The following is a 20,019-nucleotide window of genomic DNA, read 5'->3' as shown; positions in this document are numbered from 1 at the left end:
CTGAGCAACAGCGACGAAAAAGCGCGATGGCAAGCCATCGCGCTTTGGGTATCAGAAAACCTCGATTAGAAGTCGTAGCGAGCAGCCAGCTGGAAGTCATCCTTGTTGGCGGTCGCTTTGCCGGCAACGCTGTCCAGATTGTTGATGCGGTACTCGCCGATCACCCGCAGGTTCTTGTTGAACTTGTACTGGGCTCCCAGGGTGTAGTAATCCACATTGTCTTTCTTGGTGCCAGCCTTGTCCTGCTCCTGTTTGTTCCACAGCGCCATCAGACCGAAGCCATTCTCGAAGTTGTAGCCCAGCGCGGCTTCCCAACCGGTGTGATCGGTGCCGGTCGCCAGGAAGTCGCTGCCATCGGCATAACTGAGGGCGGCGTAGGCGGCCTTGTTGTCAAACTTGGCGGAGATCAGCCACAGTTTTGCATCTTCTTCACCGCTCTTGTCGCGCAGGCCGACGTTATAGGCAGTACCCAGCGACAGGTTGAAAGGGAAGGTATAGGCCACGGCTGCTCCGTAGGCCGCGTCGCTATCCTTGCTGGTAGTCTCTTCGGTGTCACCACCGTCGAACTTGTAGCTGGTGTCGAGCTGGAAGCCATTGAACAGGCCGGAGTATTTCAGTACGGAACCGGCGCGGTTGGTGGCGAAGGTGTCGGTCTTTGCACCCAGCGCTTCGTTACCGTAGCCGTCGGAGAGGGAGACATCAGTCCAGTCCGCCAGGAAACCCGGGGCACCTTTCTGGCGACCGAAGGTCACTGTACCCCAGTCAGCGCCCACACCGGCAAAGGCCAGACGGGTACGCAGGTTGTCGGAGCTCTCGCTGATGGTCTTCTCGCTGTCGTTGATGTACATCTGAACTTCGTACTGGGCCAGCGCCTTCAGACCGCTCTGGATCTGGGTTTCAGCCTTGGCACCGAAGCGGACAAACTGGTTAGCCCCTTGCTTGGCGCTGTAATCCTTGGTGCCATTCGGGTTGGCGGTATCGACGTTTTCTTTCTTGTCGCCGAAGAATTGACCGGCGTAGATGCGGCCATACAGGTCCAGCATGGCGGTATCATTTTTATACACCTCAACGGCTTGCGCCTGGAAGGCGGCGGTCAGAGCCAGTGCCACTACAGTCAGCTTTTTCATCTTAATCCCTTGTGTTGCAAGCTTTTGTTTTGAAGACGGGGCCATCCTAGGGAGGATGCATGACAGCGGGGTGACAACTGGATGAAGAGTCGATGGCAATTGGGTTGCAATTGGATGAATTGGCTACATTCTTGCTCGCAGCGGCTACTTTTGTGCGCAAAGGTTTGCCCTTGTGGTAGAATGCCGCCCGTTTTCGAGCTCCATAGGTTGGATATGCGATGAGACGTGAACTGGCAATCGAGTTTTCCCGAGTGACGGAAGCGGCTGCACTGGCTGGCTACAAGTGGCTCGGACGTGGTGACAAGAATATCGCTGATGGGGCGGCCGTAGCGGCCATGCGCCACATTCTCAACCAGATCGAGATCGATGGTGAGATTGTGATCGGCGAAGGTGAAATTGATGAAGCGCCGATGCTCTATATCGGCGAGAAGGTCGGTACCGGACACGGCGACGCGGTGGATATCGCGGTCGATCCCATCGAGGGTACCCGCATGACCGCCATGGGTCAGGCCAACGCGCTGGCCGTGCTGGCGGTGGGCGACAAGGGTTCTTTCCTGAAAGCACCTGACATGTACATGGAAAAGCTGATCGTCGGGCCCAAGGCCAAAGGCGCCATCGACCTGGATCAGGCTCTCGAGCTGAACCTGAAGTCCGTGGCCAAGGCGCTGGGCAAGCCGCTCTCCCGTTTGACTGTCATTACCCTGGCCAAGCCGCGTCATGACAAGGCAATCAAGGAGATGCAGGGTCTGGGCGTGCGGGTGTTCGCCATTCCTGATGGTGACGTTGCCGCCTCCATCCTCACCTGTCTGCCGGACAGCGAAGTCGACATGCTGTATGGCATCGGCGGCGCACCGGAAGGGGTGATCTCCGCGGCGGTGATCCGCGCGCTGGATGGCGACATGCAGGCCCGTCTGGTGCCGCGTCACCGCGTCAAGGGTGACAGCCCGGAAGTGCGTGCGCTGGGCGAGCAGGAAATTGCCCGCTGCGAAGCGCTGGGCATCGATGTCAACAAGGTGCTCAAGCTGGAAGACATGGCGAAGAATGACAACGTCATCTTCTCCGCTACCGGCATCACCAAGGGTGATCTGCTGGATGGCATCACCAGCGATGGCGTGATGGCGACCACCGAGACTCTGTTGATCCGTGGCAAGTCGCGCACCATTCGTCGTATCAAGTCGATCCATTATCTTGAGCGCAAAGACAGCGTGGTACGCGATATCATCCTGTGATGATGGCTCGCTGAACCGGCTGTGTTGTCTGAAGCCCGATCGCCCGTGCGGTCGGGCTTTTTCTTGTGCGCCAGCTACGTTTGTGCCGCCGCTTCGGCTATGGTGGCTCAGACCGTCCCAAAGGAGTGGAGTCTATGGAGTGCCGTAGCGGCTGCGCTGCCTGTTGCATCGCCCCCAGTATCAGCAGTGCCATTCCCGGTATGCCAGATGGCAAACCGGCTGGCGTCCCCTGTATCCAGCTCGATAGCGCCCTTGGCTGCAAGATCTTCGGTCAACCGGAGCGGCCAGCGGTGTGCGGCGGTTTCCGCCCCATGATGGATGTGTGCGGCAGCCACCGTGCCGAGGCCATCTGGCTGATCGGCGAGCTGGAGCGGCTCACCACCTGACGAGGGCAGGGCGAAGAGATAAAAAAAGAGGCCGCATCATGCGGCCTCTCGCGTTTCTGTTCGCCGGGGATCAGATCCCCGCCAGTTCCAGTGCCTGACGATAGTACTCGTTGGCCTTGTTGGTGAGGCGGCGTTTGTCCATCAGCTGGCCGAGAGCGTGATAGGCGGCGGCGCTCGGCGCCCGCTCCACCTCCTGTTCCAGCAGCTTCTGGGCATCGTCCAGTTGACCTGCCAGCAGATAGAGCTGGGCCAGTGCGGTGTCCACTTCCGGTTGTCCCTGCTGTTTTTGCAGCAGCGCCAGCAGCGGCTGGTAACTGTCGAGTTTCAGCTTGGGCAGGCGAGCCAGCAACTGGGGCATCGGCTGTTTGCGCAGCGCCTCCTGCCACAGGGTGGCAGCCTCGCTGTCAGCACCCAGCTGGCGCAGCAGATCGCCGTAGCAGGCCAGCAGTTCTGGCTCGAGGCGCAGCTTGCGCGGCAGATCCTGCCATACCGCTTTGAGGGTCTCGAGGCTGCCGGCAGCCTGTTGCAGGCGGCCAGACCAAGCCTGTTGCAGCAGATCTTCTTCCTGTTTCGGGGTCAGCTTGCCCACCTTGTGCAGCGCCGGTATCAGGTCGCACAGGGCGCTCCAGTCCTGACGGGCCAGATGTACCTGACGCAGCTGATCCAGCACCATGGGGTGGCGCGGGTTGAGGGCGTAGACCGACTCCAGCATCGCCAGCGCGGTATCGTACTGGCCCTGCTCGATCTGCAACTGGGTCTGGGTCAGGGTGAGCGCCAGCTCGGCTTTGGGATTCTCCTCCTGCGCTTTTTGCAGGTATTGATCCCGGCGGGCGTCGTCACCACGGGCCTGTGCCGCCTTGGCGGCGCTCAGGTAGTTGAGCAGCGGGGTGTCGCTGTTGCTGGCCCCCTTGATCATCAGCTTTTCAGCCTGACTGTAGTGCCCTTCGGCCATTGCCAGGGTGGCGGCGACGGTCTGTTGATTGGCCTTGCGGCGGCGGCGCGAGCCGTACCAGCCGAGGGTCTTGCGGCGCAGGCCGAATACCCGACCCAGCAGCCACTCGACGATCAGCAGGGCGCCGTAGAACAGCACGGCCAGGATCACCGCGCTGGTTACGGAAGATTCGATGGTGTAATTGCCAAGGGCAATCAGCACATAGCCCTTGTTGCCGGAGGCTTGCGGGCCAAAGATCAGCCCTGCGACCATCACGGCGACCAGAATGATTATACGGATCATGGTGCCCTCCTCAGCTGCTGGCCAGAATGCGTTGCAGGCGTTCGGTCAGTACCTGCTCCAGCATGGCCTGGGTCTTGAACTGGGCCGGATAGTCGATCTGGATCTGCTCACCCTTGAGCTTGTCGATCTCGCCCTGCATGTAGCGGGTGGCGCTGTTGTCGGTGTCGAAATACTGGGTCAGCCAGCGCTGGGCCTTGTCCAGGCTGTCTTCGTAGAGCGCCTGCTGCTCGCGATAGACGGAGAGCTGGGCCTGCAACAGCTTGGTTTTGAGGTTTTCACGCAGGAAGATCTCCTGCTGCGGCGAGAGCAGCGCCTCGACCGCGCCATCGCGGCGACGGATGGTGACGAAGTTCTCGGTGAACTTGACCCAGTTCTTCTTCAGGTTGCTCTCCCACTCGTCGGGATTGGCGCTGACCGCCTGATCCGGCTCGGCCTTGGCTTCCGGCATGCTGACGGTGGAGAGGGGCAGCAGCTCGATCTGGTCTGAGAGCGCGGCCAGCTTGAGGGTCAGCCCCTCGCGGTCGATGCGCGGCATCCCCTTGAGCTTGGCGATATCCTCGGCCAGCGCCTTGCGGATCGGCATCAGGCTGGGGTCGTTGAGGGCGGCGATCCGCTCGTCGGCATTGCCGAGCAGGGTGATGGCGGAGACGAGGTCATGCTCCAGCCACAGTTTACGGCCCGCCATCCGTACCAGATACTCGGATTCGGCCAGCATCCAGTCGTTGGGGCGCTTGTCATTCAGGTCCAGTACCCGGTTCTGCAGACCCTGCATCTCCCCCTGCAGCCGCTGCTGGGTTTGATCCAGCGCGGCCAGCTGCTCGGCATCCTTGCTGCTGGTCTGGTCGATCTTGCTAAGGGCGCTCGCCAGCTGTTGCTTGAGCTGGGCCAGTTCGGCCTGCTGGGCTACCGCATTCTTGTGACCGTGCAGATAGAGACCGCCGGTCAGGCCAAGGGCCAGCAGGATGGCGACCCCTCCCAGTACGGCACCGGAGCGGCTCTTGTTGCCATTGACCGCAGCGGTCGGCTGGGGTTTGACCTGGGATTCTTGTTGTTCTGTCATTCCATCTTCCTCAGTTCCAGTGCGGCCGTCAGGGCCTGGTTGGATGCACCTTGGGCAATCGTGATATGGATAAAGCCCGCGGAGTGGGCCATCTCGGCCACGCGCGGGCTGGGGACCACCAGCAGGCGGTCAAAAAGCCAGGGCCGCTGGTGGTCGGGAACCAGCTCCAGCAGCCGTTGCAGCAGTTCACCACTGGTAATGAGCAGGCTGTCCAGCCCAGCTGCCTGCCAGTGGCGGGTTAATGTCTCCCCGTCCAGCTCGGGGTAGTGGCGCTCATAGGCCGCACAATAGTGCACCAGAGCACCGCGTGAGGCCAGTGTGCTGGCGATGAGATCCCGCCCGCCATTGCCGCGCAGGATCAGTACCCGTTTGCCTGCTACCTGCTGCAGGGCGGGCAGGGCCAGCAGCCCTTCGCTGCGCGGGTCATCTGGGCAACTTGCCGTGATGCCTATGGCGGCAAACGCATCTGCGCTGGCCTGACCTACCGCAAAGTACTCAATATGTGGCCAGGTCTGACCAGTTTGCAACAGAAAATCGTGTGCAAAATGAACGGCATGGATGCTGACGGCGATAACAGCGTCAGCACTGCGCAACAGGTCGGGCAGGAGAGGGAGTTCGCTGCCCGCCACGGTTTCCAGCAGCGGGCAGCAGAGTGGTGCATGGCCGTGCTGGCGCAGCAACTGCACCAGCTCGGCGGCCTGAGTGGCCGGACGCACCACCAACGGGATCATGCGCGGTAGACCTCGGCCAGGATCTCGTCGGCTCCGGCGGCCAGCAGGCGCTGGGCCAGCTGCTCGCCGAGGGCCTCACCATCGGCCAGCGGACCGCGGATCTCGTCGCGGATTACCTGGGTGCCATCAGGGCTACCCACCAGACCGCGCAGCCAGATCTGCTCGCCCTCGACCAGTGCGTAGGCTCCGATAGGCACCTGACACCCCCCTTGCAGGGCGCGATTCATGGCGCGTTCGGTCAGCACCCGGGCGCGGGTCTCGGCGTGCTCCAGCGGCGCCAGCAGAGCGTGCAGCTCAGTATCGTCGAGGCGGCATTCGATGCCGACAGCCCCCTGACCGTTGGCCGGCAGGCTCTGCTCCGGCTCGATAAAGGCGGTGATGCGGTGCGCCATCTCCAGTCGTTTCAGACCGGCGGCGGCGAGGATGATGGCGTCATACTCACCGGCATCCAGCTTGGCGAGGCGGGTGTTGACGTTGCCACGCAGGTCGCGGATCACCAGATCCGGGCGGGCGGCGCGCAGCTGGCACTGGCGGCGCAGGCTGGAGGTGCCGACAACGGCCCCTTGCGGAAGTTCGGCAATGGCCTTGAAACGGTTGGAAACGAAGGCATCGCGGGGATCTTCCCGTTTGCAGATGGTGTGCAGGCCTAGCCCCTCGGGGAACTCCACCGGAACGTCTTTCATGGAGTGAACGGCGATATCGGCCCGTCCTTCCAGCATGGCGGTCTCCAGCTCCTTGACGAACAATCCCTTGCCACCGACCTTGGCCAGCGGGGTATCGAGGATCTTGTCACCCTGAGTGCTCATGGGCACCAGTTCAACCTGCAACTGCGGGTGCAGGGCTTCGAGCCGGTCTTTGACAAAGTTGGCCTGCCACAGGGCCAGCGGGCTCTTGCGAGTGGCAATTTTCAGGGTTCGGGCTGCCATATCAATCAGTTGTTTCATTTTTAGAAGGAAATCGATATTACCACCCTTTGCCCGGGCTTTCATGGCGGAGCCGGCAAAAGCGGGGCCAAGCTCAAAAATGCATGCTGAAAATGATTTTCATTAAGCAAGCGGTGTTGATTAATTCATTGAATGTATTGGGATTTAATGATTTCCCCTGATACTTGATGTGGTCATACCAGAAATAATCTGGCGTTTAGCTGAAGGCTTGTTTACCACCGCTGTTTGCATTGTTAACATGATCACACTTTTTTGACGTATCCCCCTTTTGGTGCGTCATTTTCACTTAGGTGATAGGCAGGGCATTGCAGGAACACATCGATACGCTGGTTGCGCGTTATGACGATATTACCCGTCTCAAGACGCAACGGGCGTTAGGCCTCATGAGTCGCTATGGGCAGCAGGTATTCCAACTGCTGCCTGTCATGCTGCACTTCAATCATCCCCTGCTGCCCGGTTATGTCTCCGGTGATGTCCCTCATGGCATCTGGAGCTTCAGCGCCACCGCCGAGCAGCAAGCCTTTATCGATGACCTCTGCCGCAACGCCAACTGTCAGAGCGGTCTGGCAACCCATGATCGAGCCATTCAGGGACTCTACTCCATGGGCAGCACCTCCTCCATCGGTCAATGCTGTCACTCCGATCTCGATATCTGGGTATGCCACGTGGCCGGTTTGTCGCAGGAACGGCTCGATCTGCTGGAGCTGAAATGCCAGCAACTCTCCAAGTGGGCCGAACAGCGCGGGGTCGATCTCAACTTCTTCCTTATCCCGGAAGACAAGTTCCGCCAGACCAACGATGCCCAGATGCAGGGGGAGAGCTGCGGCAGTGCCCAGCACCTGCTGCTGCTCGACGAGTTCTACCGCAGTGCCATGCGTATCGCGGGCAAACGCTTGATCTGGTATCTGGTGCCCACCGAGTGTGATGATCACTACGATGAGTATGTGAACGAGCTGTTCGAGAGCGGCAAGCTCAAGCAGGACGACTGGCTCGATCTCGGCAGTTTTGACCGTATTCCGGCCGAAGAGTATTTCGGCTCCGCCCTGTGGCAGCTCTACAAGGGGATCGACTCCCCCTACAAGGCGGTGCTCAAGTCGGTGTTGATGGAGGCCTACTCGCACGAGTATCCCAACACCCGCCTGCTGTCGATGATTGGTCGCGACTGGTTCCAGCACAACGAGGGGATGCACTACCGGCTCGACAACTACTGTCTGATGCTGGACAAGGTGACCAACTACCTCAAGTCCATCGGCGATATGGCGCGGCTCGATCTGGTGCGCCGCTGCTTCTACCTCAAGGTGTGTGACGGTCTCAGCAATCCCAAGGATGATCACTCCCCCGAGTGGCGCCGCGAGCAGATGAGCCAGCTGGTCTCCTACTGGGGCTGGAGTCAGGACAAACTCTATCAACTCGATCATCGCCATGAGTGGAAGATCGAAGAGGTGAAGATCGCTCACGCCGAGCTGCTGGAAGCCCTGATGCAGAGCTACCGCAATCTGATCCAGTTCGCCCGCCGCAACAACATCAGCGAGTCGATCAACCCGGAAGATATCGGCATTCTGTCGCGCAAACTCTACGCCGCGTTCGAGAGCCTGCCGGGCAAGGTGCAGCGGGTGAACCTCAAGATAGCGCCAGATCTGAGCGAGCCGGATCTCAGCTTCGTGCAGGTGCCTCACGGTCGCCTCAACCGCGCCGGCTGGTATCTCTACAAACATTCGCTGGAGCCGGTGGACATCATTGGCCGCGCGCCGCTGGAGTTCAACGGTTACATCAGCAAGCTGGTCTCCTGGGCCTACTTCAACGATCTGCTGACCCCCCAGTCGCGGGTGCACCTGTTCAATCAGGGCTCGGATCTGCACATCGACAATCTGCACCAGTTCTGCCGCGATCTCTCCGGCTGCTTCCCCGAGAAGTACCCGCTGGCCACCAACCTGGCCCTCAGCCGGCCGTGCGAGATCCGCCAGCTCTCCATCTTCCTCAATCTGGAGATGGACCCGACCAGCCACTGGGTCGGTCAGGTGATCGAATTTGACGCCAACACCGTGGATGTATTCTCGTTCGGCCGCAATCAGGAGTGTCTGGTCGGCTCGGTGGATCTGGTTTATCGCAACTCCTGGAGCGAGATCCGCACCCTCCATTTTCAGGGGGACGAGGCGGTGGTCGATGCCCTCACCACCATCCTCGGCAAGATGCATCAGGATGCCGCCGCCCCCGAGATGATCGAGGTGTTCTGCTACAGCCAGCACTTCCGTTCTCTGGTGCGCTCCCGCTTCCAGACTTTGGTGGCGGAGTGTATCGATCTGCGCCTTGCCCGCGACAAGCAGCAGCTGGTCAAGACCATGGCCCTTGGCCGCGAGAAGTACGGCATCTTCTTCGAGCGGCGCGGGGTGTCGGTGAAGAAGCTGGAAAACGCCATCGATTTTTACCGTCACATCTCCCACAACAAGCTGGATCACCTGCCGCTGCGGCTCGACAAGACCCACAGCCAGCATCTGCCGAGCATCGTCGATGCCTACGCCAGCGAAGGATTGGTGCAGTTCTTCTTCGATACCCGGGATGCGGGCACCAATATCTATATCCTCGATGAGGCGAACCGGGTGGAGATCTACCAGCACTTCGCCGGCAACAAGGATGAGCTGGTGGCGGGTGTCAACCGCTTCTATACCTCCAATCACGAGCGGTTCAGCGATGACGGTCAGTTCATCAACTTCAACCTGCCCCAGTACTACGAGATAGTACAAGTGAACGGCGAGCTGGATGTGATCCCCTATCGCAGTCAGGGCACTCTGCGCGAGCAGGTGCCGCCCACCCGGGAAGTGGGCTGACCCGCGAGGGTAAGTCGCCATAAAAAACGGCCTGCAGATGCAGGCCGTTTGCTTTATCGGGTAGCTCAGGCCCCGAGGCGAGCCAGCAGCCAGCTGCGAATGTCGCCCAGCTGCGGACGACAGATCTCGTGACGCATCGGGTACTCGTGCCACTCGGGGGCGAGCCCGGCGCTTTCCAGCCGGTTCTTGGCATCCCAACCCAGCGACAGGCTCACCACATCGTCGTAGATGCCGTGCATGTAGCAGATGGGCAGGGTGCGAGCAGCCTCGCTTATTTCTCCGAGCAGCTTGTCGGGGGCGGCCAGATAGGTGGACATGCAGAGCAGGCCCGCCAGCTGTGCCTGATAGCGCAGCGCGGTGAAGGAGGCAATCACCCCGCCCTGAGAGAAGCCTGCCAGCACGATATGCTCGGGGGCAAACCCGTCGGCCACCAGCTGATCGAGCAATGCGGCAATCTGGTCGGCTGATTCACGGACATGGGACTCCACGGCCCGCTCGGCGGGATCCTCGAAGCTCTTTATGTCGTACCAGCCGCGCATCTTGTAGCCCATGTTGATGGTGATGGGGCGCTCGGGGGCATCCGGCAGCAGGTGACGCACCGGTAGCTCGGCGGGCAGGTCCAGCGCGTCCACCAGCGGGGCGAGACCGGCGCCGGAATCACCCAGCCCGTGCAGCCAGATCACCGCGTGACGGGCGCCCTGCGGGTGCAGGTCGGTCATGGGAACACCACCTCTTCGCCCGCCTGGGCGGTGCAGGATTGGCTCAGCAGCGCCTTGAGCTCGTGGCCGAAACGGTTGTCGATCCAGGTGTCACCCTGCAGTTCGAAGTGGAAGCCGTTCTCGCGGGTGGCGACCCAAATCTGATGCAGTGGCTCCTGCTTGTTGATGATGACCTTGGTCTTGTTCTCGAAAGAGAGGGTCAATACGCCACCGTTGCGTTCGCAGTCGATATCCGGATACCCCTCGTCGAGCGTGTCTTCCACATATTGGAAAAAGGCGTCGGTCAGGGCGTGATACTCGTGATCCTTCATCGGTTTATCCTGTTGCTTTTAACAATGTGAGTGCGATTATAGAGGGCCAAAAATTTTTTCGCAGCGAACCATTATGATCACCCAGTTCACCAAGTGTCTGCTTGCCACTCTTCTGTCCCTCGGGTTGGCCGCGTGCGGTCTGAAGGGGCCGCTCTATATGCCGCCCCCCGAGCAGCCACAGAGCCAGAGTACACCGCAAGCAGCGCCGCCTGCGACCACTGAGGCTGCCACCGAGGCCGCGCCGCACTAATGCCGCACCCATTCTAGGAAGGAACCGCCCCCTTGGATCACTTTAACTACGACGCCGACGGCCAGCTTCAGGCCGAGCAAACCTCGCTGCAACAGCTTGCCGAGCAGTACGGTACCCCGCTTTACGTCTACTCCCGTGCGACCCTCGAGCGCCACTGGCACGCCTTCGACAAGGCCGCTGGCGATATTCCCCATCTGATCTGCTATGCGGTGAAGGCCAACTCCAATCTGGCGCTGCTCAACCTGCTGGCCCGTCTGGGCTCGGGGTTTGACATCGTCTCCGGTGGCGAGCTGTCGCGGGTACTGGCGGCGGGCGGTGATCCGGCCAAGGTGGTTTTCTCCGGGGTCGCCAAGAGCGAAGCGGAGATGCGCCTTGCGCTGGATAAAGAGATCCTCTGCTTCAATCTGGAGTCGGAAGCCGAGCTGGAGCGCCTCAATCGGGTGGCGGGCAGCATGGGCAAGAAGGCCCGCGTCTCGGTGCGGGTCAATCCGGATATCGATGCCGGTACTCACCCCTATATCTCCACTGGCCTCAAGCAGAACAAGTTCGGCATTCCCATCGAGCTGGCGCCCGCCATCTATCGCAAGGCGGCCGCGATGGCGAACATCGAAATCGTCGGGGTGGATTGCCATATCGGCTCGCAACTCACTGAATTGAATCCCTTTATGGAAGCGGCTGACAAGTTGCTGCGGCTGATCGACGGTCTGGCAGCGGAAGGCATTCATATCCATCATCTGGACGTGGGGGGCGGCCTTGGGGTCAACTACGGTTCCGAGCAGCCGCCCCATCCGACCGAGTACGCCGAAGCGCTGAAGCAGAAGCTGGCGGGCCGGGATCTGACCCTGCTGTTCGAGCCGGGCCGCGCCATCGTCGCCAATGCCGGCGTGCTGCTGACCCGGGTGGAGTACCTCAAGCCGGGCGAGACCCGCAACTTCGCGCTGATCGATGCCGGTATGAACGACATGCTGCGCCCCTCGCTCTACGGCGCCTGGATGAACATCATCGAGGTGGATAGCCGCGCCGGTCATGCTCCCGCGCTCTATGACGTGGTGGGCCCGGTGTGCGAGACCGGCGACTTCCTCGGCAAGGAGCGCACCCTGGCCATTGCCGAAGGCTCCCTGCTGGCGGTGCGTTCGGCCGGAGCCTACGGCTTTACCATGTCATCCAACTACAACACCCGTCCGCGCGCAGCCGAAGTGCTGGTGGATGGTGCCGAAGCACATCTGATCCGCGAGCGTGAGCAGTTGGCCGATCTCTGGCGTGGTGAGCACCTGCTGCCCTGATGGCGCAGGCTGGGACAATGATTTCATAACGGTTGACGGTGAGTTTTTACAGCCCTAACAGCACAGGAATGCACGATGTTGACAGATTGTTCCAGGATGCATGGGGCTTTGGACAACGACTTCATGGCGTTTAGCGACCCTTGGTTCGGTGAATTTTTACAGCCCTAACAGCACAGGAATGCACGATGTTGATAGATTTTTCCAAGATGCATGGCTTGGGCAACGACTTCATGGTGGTCGATGGCGTCACCCAGAAGGTATTTTTCAGCAATGACGTCATCAAGAAGCTGGCAGATCGCCACTTCGGGATCGGCTTTGACCAGCTGCTGCTGGTGGAGCCGCCCTATGACCCTGAACTCGACTTTCACTATCGCATTTTCAATGCCGATGGCAGCGAGGTGGAGCAGTGCGGCAACGGCGCCCGCTGTTTTGCCCGTTTCGTGCGTCTCAAGGGGCTGATCAACCGGGATCGCATCGCGGTCAGTACCGCCCGGGGTCGCATCGTGTTGCAGCTGGAGGGGGAGAATCAGGTCACGGTCAACATGGGTGTTCCCCAGTTTGAGCCGGGCAAGATCCCGTTCCGGGCCCAGAAGGCAGAGAAAACCTATCTGTTGCGGGCGCAGGAGCATACCGTGATGTGTGGCGTGGTCTCCATGGGTAATCCCCACTGCGTCATCGAGGTGCCTTCGGTCGCCGATGCGCCCGTCGAGACGCTCGGTGCCATCATGGAGCGCCACGAGCGTTTCCCTGAGCGGGTCAACGTCGGCTTCATGGAGATGGTCAACGCCACCGAGATCAAGCTGCGTGTATTCGAGCGGGGCTGTGGCGAGACCCTGGCCTGCGGCACCGGTGCCTGTGCGGCGGCGGTGATTGGCATCAGTCAGGGCAAGCTCAAGGAGCGGGTCACCGTCAGTCTGCCGGGCGGCAAGCTGACCATCGCCTGGAAGGGGCCGGGCCAGCCGGTCTACATGACAGGCCCCGCCGAGCATGTGTTTGACGGCCAGATAGAGGTTTAGCCGATAAAGGTTCAGGTACGGGGGGCGCTGGCCCCCTTTGCCCATGATGTCGGGGCAGCGAGCCCCATTTCTCTGATGGATCAACCAATTTATGAGCGAACTCAAACGGCAGGAGCAATCGGTGGATGAAGCCACTGTGCTGGAGTACCTGGCCCGTTATCCCGAGTTTTTCCAACGCCATGCCGCCGTGCTGGACCGGATCCGCATTCCCCATGAACGCAAAGGGTCGGTCTCGCTGGTCGAGCGCCAGCTGGAGCGTCAGCGCGAGCGGATCGAACAGCTGGAGCAGGAGATCACCGAATTGATGGGGATCGCCAGCGAAAACGAGCGGATCTTCCGGGTCTATGCCGATCTCTACGGCGAGCTGTACGGCTGCCAGACCCTGTTCGAGGTAAGTGCCGTGATGGGCAAGGCCTTTGTCCAGCGGCTGCGCCTGACCGGGCTGCGGCTCTGGCTCAATCCCAAGAAGTTTGCCCTGAGCGGGCCCGAGCAGCGCTTTCTGGCGCAGGGCAAGCAGCTCGAATCCCTGCTGGGTCAGCGTCTGCCGGGGCAGGATTACTACTTTGGCCGCCTGAGCCAGAGCGAGAAGCAGGCGCTGTTTGGCCATGATGTGCTGGTCAACTCGGTGGCCCTGATGCGGCTCGGCGATCTCGGTGTGCTGGCCTTCGCCAGCTCGGATCCCGGCCACTTTACTCCCCACAACGACACCCTGCTGCTGGGCCAACTGGGGCGCCTGCTGCAACTGCGTCTGCCCGAGTTGACTCATGGCTAGAACACCGGCCAAGGCGCCTGCCAAAGCACCCGTCATCGCACCGCCACTGCCTGCGGCACTGGCGGACGAGCTGGCGGCCTTTATCGAATACCTGAGGGTCGAGCGTCAGCTCAGCCCTCATACCCGCAATAACTATCAAGCCCATCTGGAGGCGATGACCGCCGAGCTGGTGGCCCTCGGGCTCACTGATTGGGGTCGGCTCGAGGCGAGTCAGGTGCGCACTCTGGTGACCCGGATGCACAAGGGGGGCCTTGCTCCTCGTTCCCTTTCCACCAAGGTCTCGGCCCTGCGCAGCTTTTGCGACTGGCAGGTGCGGCAGGGGCGGCTCACCGCCAATCCGGCTCGCGGTATCGTCACCCCCAAACAGGGGCGGCCGCTGCCGAAAAACCTCGATGTGGACGAGATGCACCAGCTGCTCAACATTACCGACGAGCAGGATCCGCTGGCGGTGCGGGATCGCGCCATCATGGAGCTGATGTACTCTTCAGGGCTGCGTCTGGCCGAGCTGGTGGGGATCAATCTGGTGGATCTGAAGCTCGACGACCGCCAGCTCAAGGTGACCGGCAAGGGCTCGCGGGAGCGGGTGCTGCCCATCGGCCGGATGGCGGTGGAGTGGCTGCAGAAGTGGCTCAAGGTGCGCCCGCTGCTGGCCGGGGATGAGAGCGAGGCGCTGTTTGTCTCCAACCGCAAGCAGCGGCTGTCGGCGCGCTCGGTGCAGGCCCGCCTCGATGGCTGGGGCAACAAGCAGGCGCTTAACGCCCACGTCCATCCCCACAAGCTGCGCCACAGCTTCGCCACCCATATGCTGGAGTCTTCCGGCGATCTCCGGGCGGTTCAGGAGCTGCTGGGACATGCCGACCTCTCCACCACCCAGATCTATACCCACCTCGACTTCCAGCATCTGGCCAAGGTTTACGACAGCGCCCACCCCAGGGCCAAGCGTGACCCGGATGCGCAGGACGATGAATAACGGGCCCTGAGCCCCGTTGCAGAGGATAGTCCATGCACTTCTATCGCCGCTGGCAGCCGGTTGCTGCCATCTCGTTTGACCTCGATGACACCCTCTATGACAACGGCCCCGCCATCGTGCGGGCCGAGCAGTGGATGTTGAGCCATCTGCGCAGCGAATATCTGGCGACAGCCATGCTCGACAAGCCACGCTGGCTGGAGCTAAAACGCGCTGTGTTGCTGGCCAACCCCGGGCTGCGCCACGATGTCAGCCTGGCGCGCCAGCAGACCATCCGCGCCGCCATGGTCGAGGGGGGGATGGCCGACCAGCAGGCCAGTCGCGAGGCGGAGCAGGTCTTTGCTGCGTTTCTGGCAGAGCGCTCGAAGATCGATGTGAGCGAGTCCACTCATCAGCTGCTGGCCAGATTGGCCGAACGCTACCCGCTGGTGGTCATCACCAACGGCAATCTGGATCTGCTTCAGGCCGGGCTGGATCGCTACTTCACGCTGGTCTGCAAGGCGGGGGCGGGCGCCAGGATGAAACCGGCGCCGGATATGTTTGAGCAGACCCGCAGTGCCCTCAAGCTGCCTGCGCAGCGGATCCTCCATGTGGGGGATCATCCCGAGACCGATGTACTGGGTGCCCGTCTGCATGGCTTTCGCGCCGCCTGGCTCAACGAGCGGCAGCAACGGTGGCAACAGCTGCAACTGTTGCCGGACGTGGAGCTGACGGCACTGGAGGAGCTGGCCGAGCTGCTGCTCTGATGGCGCTGGCGGGTGGCCACGCTCAGGCGGTAATGGCTGTCAGCGAATAGCAATATATGGCAAGGGGTTACGCCCGCTATTTGCGACAAACCAACCCGAGCAGGGTGTAGCGGTCGCGCTGGTTGACGCGGCAGTAACTGATACCGGCGGGCAGCGCTTGTTGCAGGGTGATGGCGCTGTTCTGATAGCGGCAAACCAGATAGAGGGGGCGCAGGCTGCTATCGAGCTGGCTCCAGTAGTGGATCTCGTCGCTGTCGCCATTATCCGGTTTGAGTTGGGCCAGTTCAGCAGGATCTCCGTCGAACAGGGCCAGATTATCGAGCCGGTGACTGAGGGTTTCGTCCGGTTTGCCATCGTCATTGCGGGTGAACGCCTGCCAGCCCTGCTGCGGGGTCAGCAGCTGCTGGCGACTCTCGATGGTGGCGGGACAATCAAATTGCAGGCTGGCGGCAAGGGCCAGGGTTGTCAGTAACATGGCTGCTGTTCTCTCTTCACGTCCTCAATACGATGCCATGTTACGTCATCTTCCACCGAACAGCTTCATCAGTTTATCAAGCAGATCAAGCTGTTGTGGTGGCTGTTTCATGGCTTCCGCCTCCCGCTCCAGCAGCGCCCGCTGCTCCTGCTGACGATCGCTCAGCACCCGGTAGAGGGGCTCGACCAGCGCCTCACGCTGCATCACCAGCTCCTGAAACATTGCCTGATTGATGCGATAGGTTTCGACGGTGGCCACCGCCCGTACCGTGAAGGAGCTGGGCTCGCCGGTGAGCAGGCTCAGTTCGCCAAAAAAGTCTCCCGCGTTGAGCGTACCAAGCTTCAGCTCTCGCCCCTCGACATTGACCACCATCTCGGCTTCCCCTTTGACCAGCACGAACAGCCAGCTGGAGACATCTCCCTGCTCCAGCATGATGTCGCCGCTGACGAAGGGGGCAAACTTCACCTGGTCCGCCAGTCTGATCAGCTCATCCTCCTGCAACATGGCAAACAGCGGCAGCTTGCGCAGGGTATCGGTTCGTTCGGCGGTGTGGCGCTTGTGGCGGGCATCCAGATGCTGCTTCTCCTTGGCCATAAAGACGTTGAAGATCGGCGGGGTGAGGCGGCGATCGTTGCGGCGCAGGGCGGCATCGATCAGGCTGCGCACCATGGAGTCGGTCGGATCGTCGCGAGCCAGATCGGTCAGCCAGTAGCGCACTGCATAGCGGGCAATCCCACCCTCGACATTCATCAACAGGCAGTCCGGTTGCGGATACTTGGCGACGCAGGGGAGCTTGGTCTCCCGCAGGGATTTCTCGATCAGCGCGATGATCTGGGTCGGCAGGGTATCCAGGGTCAGATCGAACCAGACCCAGCGCCGCCACTGCAAGGGTTCGCCACGGCGACGCCCGAGCACGGTGAAGCGCTGTTTGAGCAGGTGGCTGTTGGGGATGACGACTGTCTCCCAGTTGCGGGTCTCGATGGTGGTGGCACGCCAGTTGATCTCCACCACCCGGCCCTGGGTGGTATCCACTTGCAGCCAGTCACCGATGGCGATGGAGTTGTCGAGCTGAATGGAGACCCCGGCCAGCAGGTTGCCCAGGGTGTCCTGCATGGCGAAGGCGATGACCGCGGTGATCACCGCGGAGGTGGTGACTATCTCCCCGAGCGCCATGCCGGAGGCGTAGAGGCGAAACAGACCCCAGCCGATATAGCCGATGGTGATGACGATATCGGCGATGATCCGCGGGATCCGCACATGGCAGAGGGGGAGCAGAAATTCGAACAGCAGGATCCCCCATATCTTGACCAGTATCAGGCCGGCCAGCAGGGTTGAAATCTCGATCAGCAATTGATGGGGCAGCGGCAGTTTGAACCAGCCCCCCTCCAGCTGGATCAGCAGGATCACCACCGCGCTTATCATCACGAAACTGAGCTCGGAGAGCAGCTCCCGTCGCTGTCCCGGACGGCGCCAGAAGTGGATCAGCATCAGGGAGAGGGTGAGCAGGGTCCAGAACGGGTGTTCGCCAATCCAGATCAGCGTCGGTAGCGCGGTGAGGTTTTCGCCAGCCATAGCAGCACCTTATTGTGGTTTTATTTCCAGCATAGCTGCTGCGGCGCTGGGAAATGGTGCGTTGGGGCGGCAATTTATTTATCCTGTGCAGAACCGGGCAAAGGAGTGCGATTGAGTGAAATTTTCAAAGAAAATCATCTGTTTGATGGCCCTGTTGCCATTGGCTGGCTGCGACCTGCTGGCCGAGAAGTATCGGGTCGAATTCCGGGATGGCTCCTGGCGTGAAATAGCCATTACCCCCTTCTCCAGCGAGGCGCGCTGGCGTGAGGGGTGTGCCACCGGTGAGGTGCTGAGCGACATGAAGGTGCCCATCAAGCGGGGTGACACGGTCAATGGCCGCGAGCAGTTGCTGATCGGTGGCGAGAAGTTCGAGCTGGATGACAACAACCTCTACCGCAGCAACGGCATGGTGTTTGGCCATTCGCCTGACCATATCCAGCGCGGGCTCAAGGGGATGGATATCTGCCGTACCCTGCGCCCCGAGCGGGGTGGACTGCCCAAGCTCAAGGCGCGCGGGTTTGGCGACTGAATCGATGAGGGATTAACTCGCTGCCATCAATGCACAGCGCTGGCGGCAGGCATCGCCAAAGGCTTGAAATATCTTGATGGAGTGGGGGTTTTCATTGGCCTTCCACTCCGGATGCCACTGCACTGCCAGCAAAAAGGGCGACAGTGCGGGAGCATGAAGTGCCTCTATCAGCCCATCTTCGGCGTGGGCCAACGGCTCCAGACCCTTCCCCAACCGGTTGATGCCCTGCCCATGCAGGGAGTTGACCGGAATCTGTTCTTCCCCCATCAGTTCGGCAAACCAGCTGCCGGGCAGCAGTTTGATCTGATGGCTCGGCCCATACTGCTCGTCGACCGGATCGTCGGCATCCTCCCGGTGATCGTCATATCCCGGCTCGTTATAGACCTTCTGATGGATGTCTCCCCCCAGCGCCACGTTGATCTCCTGCATGCCGCGGCAGATACCGAGGATCGGCAAGCCACGGGCGAGCGCCCCCTTGATGAGGGGCAGGTCGAACAAATCGCGATCCCTGTCTTGCTGTTTTTCCGGCGTGAGGTTCTCCTGACCGTAGAGGGCCGGATCGATATTGGAACCTGCACCACTCAGATAGACCCCATCGGCGAGATCCAGATACTGCTCCAGATCGGCGGTGCCGCAGCAGGTGGGTACCAGCAGCGGGACACAGCCACTGATCTCGACCAGCGGCATGATGTATTTGTGGGTCATCACCTGATAGGCGTGGCCGTTGCGGGGCTGGGCGCCCATGGTCATCAGTACGACAGGTTTACGGGGAGCGGGAGGCAGGGGATTTGGCATAGGGCACCTTGATTATCCTTGGCGTTGAAGTCTCATCCTGCACCTTGGGCAGACCCTTGCACATCGGCTGGGCAAGGGCATGCCTCAAGGTATGGTCATGGGATCCCGCGTCTTACCGGGTGGCAGAATCGAATCGTCGGTCAGCCTCGGCAGCGACAGCCTGGATCCTCTCCCCAGTCTGCCAAGGCTGTTCAATATGTCAAACAAAATGATGCAAAGTTGTTAACAGATTTGTCTTGGACGGCTCTTAAGCGGCGATTTAACGGGGCTGTTGAGATGAGCCGTTATGGCTGGGGTAGTAAAATGGTGGATATATTAAACGCGCAGGGCTGGCGGGGGATGATGAGAGGAAAAGGCATCAATAGAAACACGCCTCCCCGAGGGGAGGCGTGTGTCGGGGATCACAGCAGGTCTTCGATCTCGCCGCGCAGATACTGGTACATCTCGCGGTAGGCGACCGGCGGCTTGTTCAGCTCCCGCTCCTTGTTGGCGGAGCGGATCAGCTGGCGCAGCTTCTGGCGATCCAGTTCGTGGAACTGGGACATCAGCTCATTGAGGGCGCTGTCACCTTCGGTGATCAGGCGCTCGCGCCACTGCTCCAGGCGATGCAGGCGCGCATTCACGGTGGAGTGACGGTTCTTGATGATGGAGAGCGCTTCGGCAATCGGCTCGATATCGCGGCTGCGCATCAGGCGGCCGATGAACTGCAGATGGCGACGGAAGGACTCATCCTTCTTCGGCTTGAGTTTGCGACCCAGCTCGACAGCTTCTGCAAGCTCTTCATCCAACGGGATTTTTTCCAGCTCGCTGTGGCTGAGGGAGACGATCTCTTCCCCCATTTTCTGCAATGCTTCGGCATCGCGCTTGAGCTGGCTCTTGCTGGGGCCCCAGTCTTCGAACTCGTTGTCGTCTTGATATTGACTCATCGGTCTCTTGATTCCTGTCATTCACGTTTGGCGGATATGTTACCAGCTTCTCCCGCTGGGCGCAGGGGTCTGATATGCTTACCCCCCTTTCCTTCTTTCATACAGATGTGAGTTATGGATCA

General features: G+C 60.8%; 21 protein-coding genes. 10 read left to right on the top strand and 11 right to left on the bottom strand.

Annotated features, from left to right (window positions below; genetic code table 11):
• Window positions 1-65: 65 nt before the first annotated feature.
• A complete protein-coding gene (locus tag G5229_RS07780) occupies window positions 66-1,127 on the bottom strand; it encodes a porin (protein ID WP_216952723.1) in 1,062 nt (353 codons plus the stop codon).
• Between the two features lie 218 nt (window positions 1,128-1,345).
• On the opposite strand from G5229_RS07780, the gene glpX reads away from it, so the two are divergent.
• The gene (glpX, locus tag G5229_RS07775; protein WP_005336386.1) at window positions 1,346-2,356 is read left to right on the top strand and encodes a class II fructose-bisphosphatase; all 1,011 of its coding nucleotides are present in this window, start codon (window positions 1,346-1,348) and stop codon (window positions 2,354-2,356) included.
• A gap of 134 nt (window positions 2,357-2,490) precedes the next feature.
• Complete coding sequence (locus tag G5229_RS07770; protein WP_005336384.1) at window positions 2,491-2,742, top strand: YkgJ family cysteine cluster protein; 252 nt, start codon at window positions 2,491-2,493, stop codon at window positions 2,740-2,742.
• Window positions 2,743-2,812: 70 nt separating this feature from the next.
• Here the strand turns inward: G5229_RS07770 and G5229_RS07765 are convergent, their stop codons facing one another.
• Genes G5229_RS07765 through hemC form a run of 4 tightly spaced genes read right to left on the bottom strand, consistent with a single transcriptional unit; the run spans window position 2,813 to window position 6,693 of the window.
• Window positions 2,813-3,976 carry a heme biosynthesis HemY N-terminal domain-containing protein gene (locus G5229_RS07765; protein WP_421208911.1) on the bottom strand — a complete coding sequence of 388 codons (1,164 nt, stop codon included), beginning with the start codon at window positions 3,974-3,976 and terminating at the stop codon, window positions 2,813-2,815.
• A gap of 10 nt (window positions 3,977-3,986) precedes the next feature.
• Complete coding sequence (locus tag G5229_RS07760) at window positions 3,987-5,036, bottom strand: uroporphyrinogen-III C-methyltransferase (RefSeq protein ID WP_236341209.1); 1,050 nt, start codon at window positions 5,034-5,036, stop codon at window positions 3,987-3,989.
• Window positions 5,033-5,767, bottom strand: a complete 735-nt coding sequence (locus tag G5229_RS07755) for a uroporphyrinogen-III synthase (RefSeq protein WP_257725499.1) — start codon at window positions 5,765-5,767, stop codon at window positions 5,033-5,035. Before G5229_RS07755 ends, G5229_RS07760 begins: the two co-directional genes overlap by 4 nt.
• Window positions 5,764-6,693 carry a hydroxymethylbilane synthase gene (hemC, locus tag G5229_RS07750; protein WP_421208942.1) on the bottom strand — a complete coding sequence of 310 codons (930 nt, stop codon included), beginning with the start codon at window positions 6,691-6,693 and terminating at the stop codon, window positions 5,764-5,766. The genes G5229_RS07755 and hemC overlap by 4 nt, the downstream gene beginning before the upstream one ends.
• A gap of 323 nt (window positions 6,694-7,016) precedes the next feature.
• Here hemC and G5229_RS07745 point away from each other — a divergent pair, with 323 nt between their 5' ends.
• Window positions 7,017-9,536, top strand: coding sequence for a class I adenylate cyclase (locus G5229_RS07745; RefSeq protein WP_236295886.1), 2,520 nt, complete (start codon window positions 7,017-7,019; stop codon window positions 9,534-9,536).
• Window positions 9,537-9,601: 65 nt separating this feature from the next.
• On the opposite strand, the gene G5229_RS07740 is transcribed toward G5229_RS07745, so the two are convergent.
• Both G5229_RS07740 and cyaY read right to left on the bottom strand, forming a co-directional pair.
• Window positions 9,602-10,255, bottom strand: coding sequence for an alpha/beta hydrolase (locus tag G5229_RS07740; RefSeq protein ID WP_421208910.1), 654 nt, complete (start codon window positions 10,253-10,255; stop codon window positions 9,602-9,604).
• Entirely contained in the window at window positions 10,252-10,566 is a 315-nt protein-coding gene (gene cyaY, locus G5229_RS07735) for an iron donor protein CyaY (protein WP_069554181.1), read from the bottom strand. Before cyaY ends, G5229_RS07740 begins: the two co-directional genes overlap by 4 nt.
• A 73-nt stretch (window positions 10,567-10,639) precedes the next feature.
• Between cyaY and lptM the strand changes: the two genes are divergently transcribed.
• The 6 genes from lptM to G5229_RS07705 all read left to right on the top strand — a co-directional run bounded on the left by lptM (window position 10,640) and on the right by G5229_RS07705 (window position 15,600).
• Complete coding sequence (lptM, locus tag G5229_RS07730) at window positions 10,640-10,816, top strand: LPS translocon maturation chaperone LptM (protein ID WP_019444858.1); 177 nt, start codon at window positions 10,640-10,642, stop codon at window positions 10,814-10,816.
• Between the two features lie 32 nt (window positions 10,817-10,848).
• Window positions 10,849-12,099, top strand: a complete 1,251-nt coding sequence (lysA, locus tag G5229_RS07725) for a diaminopimelate decarboxylase (RefSeq protein ID WP_064335261.1) — start codon at window positions 10,849-10,851, stop codon at window positions 12,097-12,099.
• Window positions 12,100-12,284: 185 nt separating this feature from the next.
• Window positions 12,285-13,115 carry a diaminopimelate epimerase gene (gene dapF, locus G5229_RS07720; protein WP_005336371.1) on the top strand — a complete coding sequence of 277 codons (831 nt, stop codon included), beginning with the start codon at window positions 12,285-12,287 and terminating at the stop codon, window positions 13,113-13,115.
• Window positions 13,116-13,206: 91 nt separating this feature from the next.
• On the top strand, window positions 13,207-13,887 hold the full coding sequence (locus G5229_RS07715) for a DUF484 family protein (protein ID WP_005336370.1): 681 nt from the start codon (window positions 13,207-13,209) through the stop codon (window positions 13,885-13,887).
• Entirely contained in the window at window positions 13,880-14,857 is a 978-nt protein-coding gene (gene xerC / locus G5229_RS07710; RefSeq protein WP_337073095.1) for a tyrosine recombinase XerC, read from the top strand. The genes G5229_RS07715 and xerC overlap by 8 nt, the downstream gene beginning before the upstream one ends.
• Before the next feature lie 32 nt (window positions 14,858-14,889).
• Window positions 14,890-15,600: an HAD-IA family hydrolase gene (locus G5229_RS07705; protein ID WP_421208909.1), complete on the top strand. Its 711-nt coding sequence runs from the start codon at window positions 14,890-14,892 to the stop codon at window positions 15,598-15,600.
• 76 nt (window positions 15,601-15,676) lie between these two features.
• Here the strand turns inward: G5229_RS07705 and G5229_RS07700 are convergent, their stop codons facing one another.
• Window positions 15,677-16,075, bottom strand: coding sequence for an STY0301 family protein (locus G5229_RS07700; protein WP_421208908.1), 399 nt, complete (start codon window positions 16,073-16,075; stop codon window positions 15,677-15,679).
• A 45-nt stretch (window positions 16,076-16,120) separates the two neighbouring features.
• Window positions 16,121-17,647, bottom strand: coding sequence for a cyclic nucleotide-binding domain-containing protein (locus tag G5229_RS07695; protein WP_421208907.1), 1,527 nt, complete (start codon window positions 17,645-17,647; stop codon window positions 16,121-16,123).
• 145 nt (window positions 17,648-17,792) lie between these two features.
• On the opposite strand from G5229_RS07695, the gene G5229_RS07690 reads away from it, so the two are divergent.
• On the top strand, window positions 17,793-18,176 hold the full coding sequence (locus G5229_RS07690; protein WP_040069030.1) for a hypothetical protein: 384 nt from the start codon (window positions 17,793-17,795) through the stop codon (window positions 18,174-18,176).
• A gap of 12 nt (window positions 18,177-18,188) precedes the next feature.
• On the opposite strand, the gene G5229_RS07685 is transcribed toward G5229_RS07690, so the two are convergent.
• Window positions 18,189-18,971 (bottom strand): gamma-glutamyl-gamma-aminobutyrate hydrolase family protein, encoded by a 783-nt coding sequence (locus G5229_RS07685; RefSeq protein WP_421208906.1) that lies wholly within the window; start codon window positions 18,969-18,971, stop codon window positions 18,189-18,191.
• A gap of 401 nt (window positions 18,972-19,372) precedes the next feature.
• Window positions 19,373-19,897, bottom strand: a complete 525-nt coding sequence (gene yjgA / locus G5229_RS07680) for a ribosome biogenesis factor YjgA (RefSeq protein ID WP_005336359.1) — start codon at window positions 19,895-19,897, stop codon at window positions 19,373-19,375.
• Between the last annotated feature and the right edge of the window lie 122 nt (window positions 19,898-20,019).

The organism is Aeromonas sp. 602396, from assembly GCF_049173735.1.
In the GTDB taxonomy this organism is placed as follows: domain Bacteria; phylum Pseudomonadota; class Gammaproteobacteria; order Enterobacterales; family Aeromonadaceae; genus Aeromonas; species Aeromonas veronii_A.
The sequence above is the reverse complement of the archived record's forward strand: the minus strand, read 5'-3'. Positions and strand labels throughout refer to the sequence as shown.

Coding starts and splice junctions, on each gene's coding strand:
- G5229_RS07780 (WP_216952723.1), bottom strand. CDS start 1,127: ATGAAAAAGCTGACTGTAGTGGCACTGGCTCTGACCGCCGCCTTCCAG.
- glpX (WP_005336386.1), top strand. CDS start 1,346: ATGAGACGTGAACTGGCAATCGAGTTTTCCCGAGTGACGGAAGCGGCT.
- G5229_RS07770 (WP_005336384.1), top strand. CDS start 2,491: ATGGAGTGCCGTAGCGGCTGCGCTGCCTGTTGCATCGCCCCCAGTATC.
- G5229_RS07765 (WP_421208911.1), bottom strand. CDS start 3,976: ATGATCCGTATAATCATTCTGGTCGCCGTGATGGTCGCAGGGCTGATC.
- G5229_RS07760 (WP_236341209.1), bottom strand. CDS start 5,036: ATGACAGAACAACAAGAATCCCAGGTCAAACCCCAGCCGACCGCTGCG.
- G5229_RS07755 (WP_257725499.1), bottom strand. CDS start 5,767: ATGATCCCGTTGGTGGTGCGTCCGGCCACTCAGGCCGCCGAGCTGGTG.
- hemC (WP_421208942.1), bottom strand. CDS start 6,693: ATGGCAGCCCGAACCCTGAAAATTGCCACTCGCAAGAGCCCGCTGGCC.
- G5229_RS07740 (WP_421208910.1), bottom strand. CDS start 10,255: ATGACCGACCTGCACCCGCAGGGCGCCCGTCACGCGGTGATCTGGCTG.
- cyaY (WP_069554181.1), bottom strand. CDS start 10,566: ATGAAGGATCACGAGTATCACGCCCTGACCGACGCCTTTTTCCAATAT.
- lptM (WP_019444858.1), top strand. CDS start 10,640: ATGATCACCCAGTTCACCAAGTGTCTGCTTGCCACTCTTCTGTCCCTC.
- dapF (WP_005336371.1), top strand. CDS start 12,285: ATGTTGATAGATTTTTCCAAGATGCATGGCTTGGGCAACGACTTCATG.
- G5229_RS07715 (WP_005336370.1), top strand. CDS start 13,207: ATGAGCGAACTCAAACGGCAGGAGCAATCGGTGGATGAAGCCACTGTG.
- xerC (WP_337073095.1), top strand. CDS start 13,880: ATGGCTAGAACACCGGCCAAGGCGCCTGCCAAAGCACCCGTCATCGCA.
- G5229_RS07705 (WP_421208909.1), top strand. CDS start 14,890: ATGCACTTCTATCGCCGCTGGCAGCCGGTTGCTGCCATCTCGTTTGAC.
- G5229_RS07700 (WP_421208908.1), bottom strand. CDS start 16,075: ATGTTACTGACAACCCTGGCCCTTGCCGCCAGCCTGCAATTTGATTGT.
- G5229_RS07695 (WP_421208907.1), bottom strand. CDS start 17,647: ATGGCTGGCGAAAACCTCACCGCGCTACCGACGCTGATCTGGATTGGC.
- G5229_RS07690 (WP_040069030.1), top strand. CDS start 17,793: ATGGCCCTGTTGCCATTGGCTGGCTGCGACCTGCTGGCCGAGAAGTAT.
- G5229_RS07685 (WP_421208906.1), bottom strand. CDS start 18,971: ATGCCAAATCCCCTGCCTCCCGCTCCCCGTAAACCTGTCGTACTGATG.
- yjgA (WP_005336359.1), bottom strand. CDS start 19,897: ATGAGTCAATATCAAGACGACAACGAGTTCGAAGACTGGGGCCCCAGC.